Origin of the sequence: Mesorhizobium sp. B2-4-19 (genome assembly GCF_006441315.1) — a bacterium.
Taxonomy (GTDB): domain Bacteria; phylum Pseudomonadota; class Alphaproteobacteria; order Rhizobiales; family Rhizobiaceae; genus Mesorhizobium.
Genome location: NZ_VFUV01000025.1, coordinates 15,953 through 29,298, shown reverse-complemented (window position 1 = coordinate 29,298; position 13,346 = coordinate 15,953). Strand labels below are relative to the sequence as shown.

Genomic DNA, 13,346 nt, shown 5'->3' with positions numbered 1-13,346 from the left:
CGGAGCCTATTCGAAAGCAGCCCTCGATGGCATGTGTCCTGTCGCCGCGCCTGCCAGGGCACAGGCGCGGCCAACCTCTTGTCCTTCGCAGGTCATTCGCGCTCGTATTTGATCCGGAGCAAACTTTCTCCCGCACAGCCCCGCCTATTGTGGCGCGTCCGCGATGGACCGAAGAAAGTCAGCTTGCCAGCGTTTGCCCGCCGCCTTCTGCCGCCGATTTCCGGCCTGCCGCTCGGGCCATTGCTGTCGTTGCGCTCGCGTTGAGACGGTGACCAAGCCTGTTCGAACGGCTGGGCGAGCACCGCGTAGCGCGCTTCCTGATCGACCCGACCGACCTTTCGTTCGCCCTCTGCGTGGTTCTGGAGGGCGCGTCATCCGCCGTGCGCGGTCACCGACAAGCGGTTCAGCGCCTTGCGACGTGGATAGGCGTCCCACAGCGGATCGAAAGCGCCGCCGTTGAGCATCCAGACCTCGCGGCTCCGCTGCAGTATGTCCACCAGTTCTCGCGGCGGCGCGGCGAGGAAGCGCTGCCGGTTGAGCAGCGTGAGGTCTGAATCCTCGCGGTAGAGGCTAAAGATGCGCTCCAGCAGACGCACCTCCGCCATCACCATCTCCGCCAACCCCTCAGTTGCGTCGTGCCACATCTTTGAAGCAGCACAACATATTTTCGCGACCATTGGAGAGAGCTTGAACCCGATCACGCTGGGCGTGGGAAAGCGCCGCAGCATGGACCACTTGCGGCAAAAGCCATTCGCATGACATGGTGCGGACCGAAAAACCTATCAAACTGGCAGAAAAGCCGAGAAACATTATGAGTCGTCTCGACCGCTCGCTGATCGTCGGTCTGGCGCCGTTCGAGGGCCTGAACCCGGCTGAACTCGACCGCATGATCGGCCAGGCGCGCTCGCTGCGCATTGCGAAGGATAAGGCGGTCTTCGAACAGGAGCAGGATGCGCATTCCTTCTTCCTGTTGCTGGATGGCCATGTCCGGGTCATCAAGACGACGCCTGAAGGCGAGGAAGTCGCCGTTCGCTACATCACTCCTGGCGAACTAATGGGCATCGCCAGTGCCCTTGGCCGGACGACCTATCCGGCCAGCGCCGTCGCCGTCGTCGACTGCGTGGTGCTGGCGTGGCCCGGCGGCCTCTGGTCGGAATTCGCCTCCGCTTTTCCAAGCTTCGGCGCCAATACGTACCGGACGGTCGGTAACCGGCTGCAAGATGCCCATACGCGCGTGATCGAAATGTCAACGGAGCAGGTCGACCAGCGGGTGGCTCATGCCCTGCTCAAACTGGTGAACCAGTCCGGAAGGCGAACCGACGAAGGTCTCCTGATTGACTTTCCGCTGTCCCGCCAAGACATCGCGGAAATGACCGGAACGACCTTGCATACTGTCAGCCGTCTTATGACTGCCTGGGAGGAAAAGGGCTTGGTCAGAAGCGGGCGCCAGAAGGTGATCGTCGTGGAGCCTCATCGTCTGCTGATGCTTGCCGAAAGCCGGGTGTAGAGAATTTAGGCGGTGTTGATTCCGCTTTTGGAAGACGCCGCGGCTTCCAGCGCATGGCGCAACGCCACTTCATCCAATTTGTGCTCTCGTGCAGCGTCCGAAACTGTGTGGAAGGATGCGATCGGACAGCCAACGCAAAGCATTCCGTTGCGAATGACCACGCGGATGGTTTGCGGCCACCTGCGCATGATCTCGTCCATGGTCGTATCGTGATCGAACGGAGATTCCATCTTCGCCATCCACTTGCCAAGTGATCATACAAAAGAAGGGCAGAGAGTTTGGTTACGCGTCGGCAAATCCGGCGCGGCGACCCGCGTTCGCCGCTCAGCCTCGCCGGATCACCACGCGATAGTGTCCTTCGGGCTCCAACGCGCCACGCCAGAGATGGCCGCGCGTCTTCAGTTCCTCAAACAGGAAAATCGGCTCGCGCGGCAGGAGCGCCGCCAGCGTCTGGCCCGGCGACAGCGCCTCGACCCCTTCCAGTGTCCGCACCATCGGCTCGGGCGGATCGAGATCACGGTTGTCCAGTTCGGCGACGGGTGCCGGCCAGGTCTCATTCGCGGCGCCGATCTTGTCGGGCGCAGCCTCCGGTTCCGCAACCGCACCACGCGATTGCCCGCCCGCCGGCGTGAAGATCACCTCCCAGTCGCCATCGCCAATCTCGCGTGCCGACGACTCGAAGCCACGACTGCCCAAGACGTGGAACAGGGGGATCGGCTTGAAGGTTGCAAGCAGCCGCAGCCCCTGGCCAGGAGCGAGCGCGGCGACCGCCTCCATGATGGCACTAAAGGGTTCCCCACCTTCCCGGAGAATCTGGCGGACGTCGAGTTCGTAGTCAGGATTGGTCATTGCGGTCTCCATTTGTCTGAATTCAACGGCAGCCTGGGCAGGAAAAGGCGCGGCCGCGACGCACCTTCGGGCAGGCGTTTGCCGTCCGGCACGTTGGCGAGACGGCGCGCCAGGACGAGCTCGACGACAATGGCCAGCGTCGCAAGCAGCGTCACGGCGGCTGCGGCACGAAACAAGCCAGGCTGGTCGACGAGCAAGGACTCCGTGCCGGCCAGCACTCCGAGGAAATAGAGTGCGAACCAGATCCAGCCGCGCCGCTCCATGACCAGGTCCTGCACGCGTGGCGTCGGCTTCTTGCCCATGACCGGACCGTAACATTCCAGCCAGGTCAGGAACGGTACGATCTTATAGAGCTGCGAAAGCCCGAGGCCAGACAGCCAGCCGAAGGCGACGAGATAGAGCAGCGCACCGATGTGTTGGTCCAGCGTTCCGGTCGCGAGAAGGCCAAGCAGCAGAACAGCCGACAGCGCGAGCGCAAGGAAGGCACCTTGGGCTGCACGGCTGTTCAACTCGATGATGCGGCGCTTTCGGTGACGGTAGAAGAAGGTGAGATCGAAGCCGTAGAGGATGAGGCAAGCCATCCCGAATAGCACAGCCAGCACCGTTGCCGGGCTTGTTGCATCGGGAAGCCCCGTCTTTAACAGGAAGGCGGCAATCGGCGGGGTCAGCGCCGTCAGGAGCAGCGCGGCGACCCCGCCCCACCAGACCGCCCGGCTGCTGGCCCGCTCCCTGTCCGGCGACAGCATGAACATCGGCAAAAGCCGATAGGAGACGCCGACCGCGGTGAAACTCAGCCATCCGCCAAGACCCATGGCAATATGGACGGGAAGCGCTTGCGTTCGGAAGTCGATCTCGGCCAGCGCAGGCAGGAAGCCCGAAAACAGCAGCGCGAACAGCGCACCCAGGATGGCCGTGACGAGGACACACGGGAGGCCCACGGCGACGAAACGCGCTGGAAGCGACAGGCCGGCACCCCACAGCGTGGCGCCGAGCACGCCGACGACCAGCAGGAAGCCGGCGGGCAGAAGCGTGCCAGCGAGGGCAAGCAAGGATATGCCCGTCTCGAAGACGCCCGCCAGTTGCAGGAACCCCGCCAGAAGAAGGGTGAGCCCGGCCAAAAGACATATCATGGCTGGCAACACCAGCCGCTCCCAGCGCAGCGGCCGTGCGACAAGCACCGGGACGAATTGAAACAGGGCGCCACACATCAGCAGGCTGAGCCAGCCGATAGCCACCATATGCACAAGGACCAGCGTTTCGGGCGCTTCCGCTGCCATCGCCGGGAAGCCGTAACCGGCGACCATCAGCATCTGAGCGCCGACAAGAAAACTCAACGCTGCGGTGAAATACGACATACTCCAGCGCGAAAGCGCAGTGCCCATCATGGCCATTTCCTCGCAGCGCTCTCCAGACTCGGGGGCGCACCAAAACCGTCGAAACTTCGCCAGGGGCGTTCCAGTGAGCAGGCTTTGACACCATCAGCCATAGGAGCCTCCTCTTGAACGCCGCGCTAAAAATATCTGAATGAAAGTTACCCTGCCCGGGCTCGCCGGACTTTGTCCAAGCGCAAACTTGTTCGCGAGCGGAGCACCTGCTGTTCGATGTCCGGCCAGGACGCCGGCATGCTGGCGAAGCACCCTTTCCTCCACCGGCGACCAAAGGCGCTCGGCAATGCGCTCTGGACGAAATTGAATGGGAGTTCGCGGCGCGGGATGCTCTGGTCAACGGCGACGAGGTGGAACCGTGGTGCGTCCTCACGAATTCTTGGAGAATTCCCTGTGAACCAGCGCTGGGTCCGGATGCCGAATGGCATTCAACGTCCTTGATTTCATTATAGGCACCAAGGTTATTATACGATGCCGATTTGCAGCCTGCCCGGGTGGATCTTGCCCGATCGGTACAAGCAACATCGAACACAGCATGGAACTGCGCCACCAAAGGTCGAGCGACCTGCTGCCGGCTTGGCTGCAGCGACGAATGTCGCTGCATGATACCCCACCTTAGCCTAGGCGCTTCGGTCGATAACACGCCCGTCAGGGAGCACGAAATAGGCCTGCGTCGCTCCAGCGTCGGCGAGAACAGAGGAGGCGCGATCAATCGGCATCACGGAAAAGGCGGTTGAAAGCGCGTCGGCGCAAGTCGCCGTCGGCGCAACGACCGAGACGCTGAGATAGCGCTTTGCGCACAAGCCCGTCGCAGGATCGAAGATGTGATTGAACCTTCCGGCTGCATCGAATTCAGTGCCATAGCCGCCTGACGTGGAGATGGCCTGGTTGTCGAGAGCAAGTGTCGCAACGAAGCGATCCTCGGCACGTGGATCCCTTATCCCGACCGACCAGGGCCGGCCCGCCGGATGAGCGTCGAGCGCACGCGTCTCTCCCATGTCGACCAAGGTGTGCGTGACCCCGCGAGCACGCAAAAGCTCAGCGACGCGATCGGTGATGTAGCCTTGCGCGATGCCGTTCAGGGTAAGCGCCATGCCTGATTGCTCGAACGCCACCTTCCCGACGTCAACCATCACCCGCTGACAGCCGCATTTGCCCACGGCGGTTCCAAGGTCGACCGGTGACGGACCGTTCGGATCCGCTCCAGCCATGCTGAAATGCTTCGCATAGAGCGCCCAGAGCGGCTGCACCGTCGGGTCGAAGGCGCCGCCGGTCGCGCGAGCATAGCGCTCGCTCATTGCCAGAAGTTCGATGAGTTCCTGCGGCGGATCGATCAGTTCGCCGTCGCGGTTCAACCGGGAAAGCGCGGAGGTCTCATCGTAGAGGCTGAACACGCGCTCAAGTCGACGCACCTCGGCGAGCGCATCTGCGATCAAGCGCTCGGCCTCCGCGGCATCAGCATGATATAATTGCAGCGAGGCGTCGGCGCCAAGTGCGACACCGCGCCATTCATGGAACAGCGGTGAGGCTCGACTCGGCCGCGCGAACCCTCCCCCGAGCGCCGCAAGGCTCAGGCCGGCCGCTGCGCCACTGATACGGATAAAGCGGCGCCGGCTTATCCAGCCTGTCGGTTTGCCTTCCGGTTTCGTTGCGCTGCGTGAGATTGTCGAAGGTCCCGTCATTGTTTCACCGCTTGCTTAGGCATTGGCTTCGTCGGCCGAACATCAGCGTCGCCATCGCTTTCGTCGGCGTCCAGGATGTATTTTTCCGAGATATCATTGAAGCGGGAAACCGTTCCGCCGTGCGTCTCGGCGAATGACCGAGCAGCCTTTTCATCGGAAAAGGGTACCGCTTCCTTACCGCCCATGCCGGCGCCGTAGTCACTGCCGATTGCATACCAGGCATCGTGCGCCTCGACCCATGCTCCCGCCTCCGGGCGGTCCCAATTCCTGGCCTTCGCCATGTCGTTGACATAGATGGCGACGACATCCTTCGATTCCCCGGGAAGCATCGTAAAGGCGACGGCGTCGCGAACGGACGCGAACCAGACCGGCTCGGACTTGCCGGCAAGGAAGGCCTGCGCCTTCGGGCCGCCGTGCTCCAGTATGCCCATCGAACAGAAGTAGGCGACCGAGGTGGCCGTCGGCTCCTGCGGCGGCGGCTTGGGCTGGCCGGCGATGTCCTGGTTGCAGCCGGCGAGAAGAATGGAGAGGAGAGCGGCGACTAGTGCCCCGAGAAGTGTTGCGCGCATCATGGCTCCTTCCTTGAAAAGACGAAGGCGGCGAAGGCGAGAGGAACCGCCACCCAGGCCCCCAGCGCCGCCAGCAGCACGGCGCGACCGAACTGCATTTGCTCGGCAAGGCCGGCCATCCCGGCGAACAAGCTGGTTTTCGACAACCCGGCAAGATTGAGCAGCCGGAAGATGTCGGCGGGATCGAGGAGGAGCAGCCAATTGAAGGCAGCGGCGCTGATCGTCCTGCCCTGATCCGCGACAAGCAGCCCAAGGAGCGCCATGTCGTAGAGAAGGACCAGAACCAGCCAGATGCCGATGGCAAGGCCCGCCGCGGTCGCGCGCTCGCGCACGGTCGCACTGATTAAGTATCCAAGCGCGAGGAAGACCGCGCCGAGCAGAACAGACGAGCCGACCATCCGCGCGAAGCTTGCCAGGCTGTCGGCATCGAACTCGCCGGCCGCAAGGGCCAGAGCGACGCCGGCGGCACCGTATCCGAGCACGGTCGCCACCGTCAGGATCGAGAGGTGCCCGAGGAACTTGCCGAAAAGCACCTGCCAGCGCGACAGCGGATAGGAAAGGAGAAGCAGCAGCGTCCCGCGATCTCGTTCCCCCACGATCGCATCATGGGAAAGGAGGAGTGCAATGAGCGGGACTAGGAAAATCGTCAAGCTCGACAGGCTGACGACCGTGACATCGAGCGGGCTTGCGCCGACCACACCCGTGGGAGCGCTGCCGAGAAATGCGAGGGTCAGCGCCAGGCCAGCCATCAGCAGGACAGCGCCAAGGGCCCAGCGGTTTCGGAGGCCGTCGCGTATCTCTCGGCCGGCAATCGTTGCTATGGCATTCATTCGGCGGCCTCCCGTGTAAGCTCATCGCAAAGATCGACCAATGTCGGCGACATCACTTCGATGTCGGAGACGCCTTCCAGCAGCGACACGCTGCGGATCGCCTCGACCTTGCCATCGTCGGCGCAGGTGAACTCGAAGCGCAGATCGTCGAGCCACTGCACGGTGCGCCGCGCGGTGAATTCCCGCGCCGCATTCCCGTCGGCTACGTGGACCCGTATCCGAAGCGGTAGGTCCGCCAGGCGACGAAGTTCCGGAAGCGCGCCGCATGCGACCATGCGGCCGGCCTTCATGATCGCGATGCGATCCGCCTGCTCGATGTCGCTGAGCGCATGCGAGGAAAGCAGCAGCGTCGCGCCGGCGTCGCGCAACTCCGCCATTACGTCGTAGAACATCTGCCGCGACTCGATGTCGAGACCGGTCGTCGGCTCGTCGAGAAAGAGGACGCGCGGCTCGCCGAGTAGCGCCTGCGCCAGTCCGAGTCGCTGGCGCATGCCCTTCGAATAGGTGCCTACGCGGCGGCGCGACGCGGCAACGAGCCCCACGCGTTCCAAGAGCTGGTCGGCGACGCCGAGCGGTACTTGCTTGAGACGCGCGTAGAAACGCAGCACTTCGCGGCCCGTCATTGCCGGAGAAAAGGCTACGTTCTCAGGAAGGAAGCCGATCCTGCGCCGGAATGCCATGGCCTGGCGCCCTGCCGGGTTCTCGCCGAGCAGCGTGACACGCCCTGCGGTCGGCGTGAGCAGGCCGAGGGCCATCTTGACCAGTGTGCTCTTGCCGGCTCCATTGTGCCCGACTACGGCAACGCACTCGCCGGGGGCAACCGAGAGGTCCACGTCGCGCACGACGTAGGCATCTCCGTATCGCTTGGACACGCCCTGCATGAAGATCGTCGGCGACGTGGTCATGGCTTCACCTCCAGCGCAGGCGGGATGGGCGCCATCAGCGGCGCGCTGTCGATGACGCCGCCCGGATGGAGCGCGGGGAATTCCGCTTGTGCCCACCGGATCACCTGAACGGCCGGGCTGTTGATGAGGAGTTTGGCCGTCGGGTAAGTCCACACGACCTTGTCGAAGATGTCGTTCGGGCGGTAAGCGGTATCGGCGATGCCGTCGCCATTCAGGTCGAATGCCGGATCGTCGCTCCAGTAGTTGCCGCGCCCCTCCGCCGACCAGTCGAGCGACCGAGTTCCCACATACACGACCTGCGACCGGTTATGGACGAAGGCATTGCCGGTCATTCGGTTGCGCTCAGAACCCGCCGTGAAATGGATGCCGACCGAGCAATCCTCGAACCAGTTGCCGGCGAACAGGTTCTTGTTGGCGTTGTAGATGAAGACGCACTGGTCGCTTCGCCGGACCATATTGTCTTCGATGTCTGCGTCGTTGGCGTAGTTCAGCAGAAGGCCGTGATCGCGATCGTCTTCAGACAGGTTGCGGAGGATCACCAGGCGGCTCGAATACATGATGACATAGCCGTCGTGGTTATTGCGTGAGACGTTGTCGCTGACCTCGCTGTCGTTCGTGTACATGTAGTGGACCGCGAAGCGGACGTTCTCGATACGGTTGCCGCGGAAGACGTTGTTGCGGCTGGCATTGGTGAAAATGCCGTCGCGTCCGCCTGTGATGTAGTTGCCGATCACCTGCGCCCCCGGCGCGTTCCAGACGTAGACGCCGTTGCCGAGTTCGTTGATCCTGAGGTCGGTCCGCCCGACGATGCGATTGTTCCGAACGACGGCCTTGGCGGCTCCGTGAATATAGACTCCGACCAGGCTGCTCTCGATCCGGTTATTCTCGACAATTGCGCGCGCGGCGCTGTCTTCAAGGAAGACCGCTGCGTCCATGGGATCGTCGATGCCTGAATTGCGTATCGTGAGGCCTCGAGTGACAACGTCGGGGGCGGCCACATCGATGGTCCGGCCCATACCCTGCCCGTCGAGCACGGCGCCAAGCTCGGCCTCGATGGTGAGAGCGTGGTCGATCCGGATCGGGCCCTGATGCACGCCGGCGGCGAGCTTAAGCGTATCGCCGGTGTGTGACGCGGCAATGGCCTGCCGAAGACCGTCACCGCCCGCAGGGACAGTGACGGTTTCTGCCCGCCCTGCCCCTGGGAGGAGGAAGGCGCAGGCGGCGACTATGGCCGCCGCAACTGCGCTCCAGCTATGCCGACGCAGGCTCATGCCGGCTGCGGCTCCACGATCATGCGCCCGGCCATTTCCATGTGCAGGGCATGGCAGAACCACTGACAATAGTACCAGTGGACACCGGGACGGTCCGCGATGAAGGTCACGGACGCGGTCGCCTGCGGTCCGATCTCCATCGCGATTCCGTGGCGGACCAAGGTGAAGCCGTGGGTCAAGTCCTCGACGTCATCCATGTTGGTCACGGTGATGGTGACCTCGTCACCCTGCTTCACAGTGAATTTGTCGAGGCTGTAGGCCGGCGCGACGGAGTGCATGTAGACGCGCACCTTGTTGCCGTCGCGGATGACATCGGCGGCCTCCTCGAGCTTGACGCCGTCCTTCGCCGCCTGCTGCCGCGCTTCCTCCCACATCGGGTCGTCGCGCTTCCACACGGTCTCCGGCCTTACCTTCGAGCGATGGACAAGGCAGATGTCGTGCGGCTCCGCGAAGCTCGGCCCGTCATGGACCAGGCGCATCTGGTCGCCCGAGATGTCGATCAGCTGATCATTCTCCGGATGCAGCGGCCCCACCGGCAGGAAGCGGTCCTTGGAGAATTTGTTGAGCGACACCAGCCACTTGCCGTCAGCCTCCTTGGTTTCACCCATAGAGGTGTGGTTGTGGCCCGGCTGATAGTGCACGTCGAGCTTCTGGATGATCGGGTCGACCTTGGCGCCGCCGTAAGCCTGGATCGCTTTGTCGAGGTTCCACTTGACGACCTGGCTGTCGAGGAACAGCGTGGTGTAGGCGTTGCCCTTCCCGTCGAATGCGGTGTGGAGCGGCCCGAGACCTAGCTCCGGCTCGGCAACGACGACGTCGCGAGGCTTGATCTTATCGTCGAACAGGTCGTCGAAGCGGCGCACGTCGAGAAGCGTCACGGTCGGCGAGAGCTTGCCGGCGATAGCGACATGGATGCCGTCGGGCGCCGTATTGCAGCCGTGGGGATTGTTTCCGGCCGGGACATAGCGCGTGTAGCGCGAGCCATGCCGCCCGTCGACCACCGGGACGCCGTTGATCTCCTTGTAGTCGCCTTTCTTGACCGCATCTTCGATGCGCTTGAGGTTGAAGAGCACCACCCAGTCGCGGTCCGCGGAGGTCATGTCGGCGAGCGTCACGCCGCGTTCAGAGTTGTAGCAGGTCGAGAACGCGTATTTGCCCTGGTAGTCGGCGTCGGTATTGTCGAGATTGCCGTCGACCAGCACCTGCCAGGCGACCTTCATTGTATCGCCGTCGATCGCCGTGAAGACCGACCAGTACTGCTTGGGATCGTCAAGGACCTTACCGTCGTTCGGGATCGGGATGATGTGCTCGCTGTTGGCGAACACGTAGCCGGTCCGCGGAAACTTCTGAACGCGCAGTCCGTGAATGTCGGATGCGTTCGGAACCTCGACGATCTTGTCGCACTTCATCACGTCGCAACGGATGCGCCCGACGCGGCAATTGGCCTTGTCGTTGACGAACAGATAGCGTCCGTCATAGGTGCCGTCCGTGAATGACATGTGCGGGTGATGCAGGTCGCCATTGGGGTAGACGCCGCCGCGCTTGGCGAGGAACGCCTGCGTGGTGGGCATCAGGCCCTCCGTCATGATCTTTCGGCTCTCGTTCGTGATCCCCCAGCCAGTGGCGCTGCAGCGATTGAAGACAGGAATGCGGGTGAGTTCGCGCATTGAGGGCAGCCCGATGATACGCACCTCGCCGGATTGGCCGCTTGAGCTGAAGCCGTAGTATTCATCGAGGTCGCCGGGGCGGATCTCGCTTGTCGCCTCCTTTGCCTGAGCGGGCCTGGGGAGTACGGCAATGCCAACGGCGCCGCCGGCGGCCGCGCTGGCCAGGCCGGCCAGTATGGCAGCCTTGCCGCTTCCGGTCAGAAGTTTGCGGCGGCTTACTCCCGAATCCTCTAGCCTATCGTCGTCTTTCATTGGTTCTCTCCTTCAGTTGACGCGGCCTCGCTGGCCGCAGGCTTCCGTTCCACGGATGGTTCGCGACCGTTGACGGTCACCAAGACCCTTGGCTTGCGCTTAGGCTCCGGCTGCATCGACGGCGACTGCAGCGCCAGGAACTTCTCACGCTTGATGCGCTTCTGGATCACCACCGGACAGCGCTGGTCGTCGTGGTAGAGCACCTGGCAGTTGAGGCACTGGATGCATTCGTTGGGATTGATCGTCCCCTCTGGGTGGATCGCCTGGACGGGACAATCATTGGCGCAGCGCTGGCAGGGCGAGCCGCATTCCTTGTAACGCTTTAGCCAATCGAACATGCGCACACGGGCGGGAATAGCCAACGCGCCGCCGAGCGGGCAAAGGTAACGGCAGTAGAAGCGTTCGATGAAGAGGCCAGGCGCAAGACAGCCGACGGCGAACAGGACGAACCACCACTCGCGCGCGAAATGCAGGATGATCGCAGTCTTGAAGGGCTCCACCTCGGCCGCTTCCTCGGCGAGACCGAGCGAGCCGAAGGAAAGACCGAACAAGGCAAGGAAGATGATGTATTTGAACGGCCACAGGCGCTGATTGAGCCAGAATGGCACGCGGACTTGCGGAATATGGGCCCAGTGTGCCAGCCGGTTCGTCCACTCCTGCAGCGCGCCGAACGGACAGAGCCAGCCGCAATAGGCGCCGCGTCCCCAGAACAGCAGCGCAGCGGCGACCGCGGACCATAGGATGAAGATCAGCGGGTCGCGCAGGAAATAGTCCCACCGGAAGTCGCCGCGCAGCGAGTTGAAGAATGTGAGGATATTCACGACCGAGAGTTGCGCGTGCTCGTACCAGCCGAGCCAGAGAAGCGTGAAGGCAAGGTAGCCCAGCCGGATGCGCTCGTAGGCACGCGGCCATTTCACGAGGAAATCCTGGAAAAAGAAGATACCGGTAAGCACTCCTATCGCAACGAGCATAATGGCAACGTCGAACATCCGCGCCCGCCACATCCGCTGCCAGAGCGGCGGCTCGTCGTCCGCAGCTGCCGCCAGTTGCGTGGCTACCTGCCCCGGCGCGGCCGCCACTGGCGGCGCAACAGGCGCGGTCAGGAACTTGTCGGGGGTTAGGTAGTCGAGCCCCGTTGTGACGAACGCCTTGTCGAGCGCACCGGTCGCCCGTTGCACGAGAAGCTGGAACCGCCATGACGCGCCGGGATCGAGATTCGAACCGTCGGGCGTGAGGAAGATGCCGATCTCGGGAAAGTCCGGCACGCCTTCGGCAGCCACCGCGCCAATCCGCCTATAGTTGCGATCGCGGAACCTTATGGTGCTCTCGAGCTGGATCAGCTCGATTCGATCAAAGATGCCGCCGCGCACATAACCGGAGCCGCGGAAGGAATATGGTCCGTCGCCGGCGACGAGGATCGCCTGCTGGCCGGGCTTCAGATCCTGGCGAAGGCGATCATATTCGGCGCCACCGAGCAGAGATCGGCCGATCGCCGGAACGCTTACCAGCGCAACGTAGACGTCGATGAAGGAGGCATTCGGGTTCCCTGCCTGGGGGCGCGCGATCGCCGCAGCATTGCCCGTCCGCTGAAACAAGTCGTCGAGTTCTTTGTTGGTGATCGCAAGCTTGCGGACCGATCCGTCGTCGAGCAGGGCTTGCCAGGTTTCGACTGTGCTCTTGGTCTGATTGATTGTGCGGTGGGCCGTTTGAGGAGCGGTATTCGCTGCCCCGGCGCCTAGTCTGCGCGACCGCGCGATTTTGACCGCCGACTGCGTCATGCTGTCGGCGATGACCATCATCGTGACCGTTGCGCCGCTGACGATGTCGACAGGCATGCGGCTCTCGTCGCTTGGATCAAGAACACGCCGGCCGATGAAACCGTCGATATAATGCTCGATCTTGGCCAAAGGAATGCCGACCAGAACGATCGGCTCGTGGTGCTCGACGAGCTTCGCGCCGGTGATCTTGCCGTCGAGATCAATCCCGACCACGATGTTGATGGGCTTCCCGGAGTAGCCGGTCGAATCGACGACGTCGCCTGTGAGGAAGGCGTAGCCAACGAGCTGACCGCCCTTGAGCAGCTTTGCCGCAGGGGGATTGCCCTCGACGTCGCCGAAACCATCGGCGTCAGGATCGATGTTGGACACATTGACCCCGCTCAGGAATTCGCCGAGTCGCCCCGCTGCCCTCGCCTCGTCAGCTAGCCATAGAATGGATAGGAGCAGGAGAAGGATGGCCGCAAGAAGCTGGTGCGGCATCGGTTTCCGCCCGAATTCGATGTATCGTTTCATTATCGCTGCCGGTCGTGGACATCTGAGGCCCAGTCGGCGGTGACCGGGCGGGCCGCTATCCTTGGACCGCGCGCAGGAACCACTCTTTGATCCAGCGCAATGAAAAATCATTTGGGATTGACGTTAATTTGTCCGTCC

At 62.9% G+C, this 13,346-nt stretch carries 12 protein-coding genes; 1 reads left to right on the top strand and 11 read right to left on the bottom strand.

The genetic code is table 11. The features are described from left to right. Positions 1–371: 371 nt before the first annotated feature. A complete protein-coding gene (locus FJ546_RS28830; RefSeq protein WP_140892506.1) occupies positions 372–728 on the bottom strand; it encodes an FAD:protein FMN transferase in 357 nt (118 codons plus the stop codon). 83 nt (positions 729–811) lie between these two features. Between FJ546_RS28830 and FJ546_RS28825 the strand changes: the two genes are divergently transcribed. Next, positions 812–1,507: a Crp/Fnr family transcriptional regulator gene (locus FJ546_RS28825; protein WP_140892505.1), complete on the top strand. Its 696-nt coding sequence runs from the start codon at positions 812–814 to the stop codon at positions 1,505–1,507. A gap of 5 nt (positions 1,508–1,512) precedes the next feature. On the opposite strand, the gene FJ546_RS28820 is transcribed toward FJ546_RS28825, so the two are convergent. From FJ546_RS28820 to FJ546_RS28775, 10 genes are all read right to left on the bottom strand, one after another. Beyond that, positions 1,513–1,737 (bottom strand): DUF1858 domain-containing protein, encoded by a 225-nt coding sequence (locus tag FJ546_RS28820; RefSeq protein ID WP_140892578.1) that lies wholly within the window; start codon positions 1,735–1,737, stop codon positions 1,513–1,515. A gap of 94 nt (positions 1,738–1,831) precedes the next feature. Next, positions 1,832–2,356, bottom strand: coding sequence for a DUF2249 domain-containing protein (locus FJ546_RS28815; protein WP_140892503.1), 525 nt, complete (start codon positions 2,354–2,356; stop codon positions 1,832–1,834). Then, positions 2,353–3,741, bottom strand: coding sequence for a hypothetical protein (locus FJ546_RS28810; protein ID WP_140892502.1), 1,389 nt, complete (start codon positions 3,739–3,741; stop codon positions 2,353–2,355). The genes FJ546_RS28815 and FJ546_RS28810 overlap by 4 nt, the downstream gene beginning before the upstream one ends. A gap of 620 nt (positions 3,742–4,361) precedes the next feature. Beyond that, a complete protein-coding gene (locus FJ546_RS28805) occupies positions 4,362–5,423 on the bottom strand; it encodes an FAD:protein FMN transferase (RefSeq protein WP_140892500.1) in 1,062 nt (353 codons plus the stop codon). Then, on the bottom strand, positions 5,420–5,995 hold the full coding sequence (locus tag FJ546_RS28800; protein ID WP_140892498.1) for a nitrous oxide reductase accessory protein NosL: 576 nt from the start codon (positions 5,993–5,995) through the stop codon (positions 5,420–5,422). Before FJ546_RS28800 ends, FJ546_RS28805 begins: the two co-directional genes overlap by 4 nt. After that, complete coding sequence (locus tag FJ546_RS28795) at positions 5,992–6,822, bottom strand: ABC transporter permease (protein ID WP_140892497.1); 831 nt, start codon at positions 6,820–6,822, stop codon at positions 5,992–5,994. Before FJ546_RS28795 ends, FJ546_RS28800 begins: the two co-directional genes overlap by 4 nt. Next, positions 6,819–7,727, bottom strand: coding sequence for an ABC transporter ATP-binding protein (locus FJ546_RS28790; protein WP_140892495.1), 909 nt, complete (start codon positions 7,725–7,727; stop codon positions 6,819–6,821). Before FJ546_RS28790 ends, FJ546_RS28795 begins: the two co-directional genes overlap by 4 nt. Continuing rightward, the gene (locus tag FJ546_RS28785) at positions 7,724–8,998 is read right to left on the bottom strand and encodes a nitrous oxide reductase family maturation protein NosD (protein ID WP_140892494.1); all 1,275 of its coding nucleotides are present in this window, start codon (positions 8,996–8,998) and stop codon (positions 7,724–7,726) included. Before FJ546_RS28785 ends, FJ546_RS28790 begins: the two co-directional genes overlap by 4 nt. Further along, positions 8,995–10,917: a TAT-dependent nitrous-oxide reductase gene (gene nosZ / locus FJ546_RS28780; protein ID WP_140892492.1), complete on the bottom strand. Its 1,923-nt coding sequence runs from the start codon at positions 10,915–10,917 to the stop codon at positions 8,995–8,997. Before nosZ ends, FJ546_RS28785 begins: the two co-directional genes overlap by 4 nt. Continuing rightward, positions 10,914–13,208: a NosR/NirI family protein gene (locus FJ546_RS28775; protein WP_246687007.1), complete on the bottom strand. Its 2,295-nt coding sequence runs from the start codon at positions 13,206–13,208 to the stop codon at positions 10,914–10,916. Before FJ546_RS28775 ends, nosZ begins: the two co-directional genes overlap by 4 nt. Positions 13,209–13,346: the final 138 nt, after the last annotated feature.

Bases quoted from the DNA above. Each gene is read 5' to 3' on its own strand.
- FJ546_RS28795 (WP_140892497.1), bottom strand. From the start codon at position 6,822: ATGAATGCCATAGCAACGATTGCCGGCCGAGAGATACGCGACGGCCTC.
- FJ546_RS28830 (WP_140892506.1), bottom strand. From the start codon at position 728: ATGCTGCGGCGCTTTCCCACGCCCAGCGTGATCGGGTTCAAGCTCTCT.
- FJ546_RS28800 (WP_140892498.1), bottom strand. From the start codon at position 5,995: ATGATGCGCGCAACACTTCTCGGGGCACTAGTCGCCGCTCTCCTCTCC.
- FJ546_RS28825 (WP_140892505.1), top strand. From the start codon at position 812: ATGAGTCGTCTCGACCGCTCGCTGATCGTCGGTCTGGCGCCGTTCGAG.
- FJ546_RS28775 (WP_246687007.1), bottom strand. From the start codon at position 13,208: ATGAAACGATACATCGAATTCGGGCGGAAACCGATGCCGCACCAGCTT.
- FJ546_RS28820 (WP_140892578.1), bottom strand. From the start codon at position 1,737: ATGGAATCTCCGTTCGATCACGATACGACCATGGACGAGATCATGCGC.
- FJ546_RS28810 (WP_140892502.1), bottom strand. From the start codon at position 3,741: ATGATGGGCACTGCGCTTTCGCGCTGGAGTATGTCGTATTTCACCGCA.
- FJ546_RS28805 (WP_140892500.1), bottom strand. From the start codon at position 5,423: ATGACGGGACCTTCGACAATCTCACGCAGCGCAACGAAACCGGAAGGC.
- nosZ (WP_140892492.1), bottom strand. From the start codon at position 10,917: ATGAAAGACGACGATAGGCTAGAGGATTCGGGAGTAAGCCGCCGCAAA.
- FJ546_RS28815 (WP_140892503.1), bottom strand. From the start codon at position 2,356: ATGACCAATCCTGACTACGAACTCGACGTCCGCCAGATTCTCCGGGAA.
- FJ546_RS28785 (WP_140892494.1), bottom strand. From the start codon at position 8,998: ATGAGCCTGCGTCGGCATAGCTGGAGCGCAGTTGCGGCGGCCATAGTC.
- FJ546_RS28790 (WP_140892495.1), bottom strand. From the start codon at position 7,727: ATGACCACGTCGCCGACGATCTTCATGCAGGGCGTGTCCAAGCGATAC.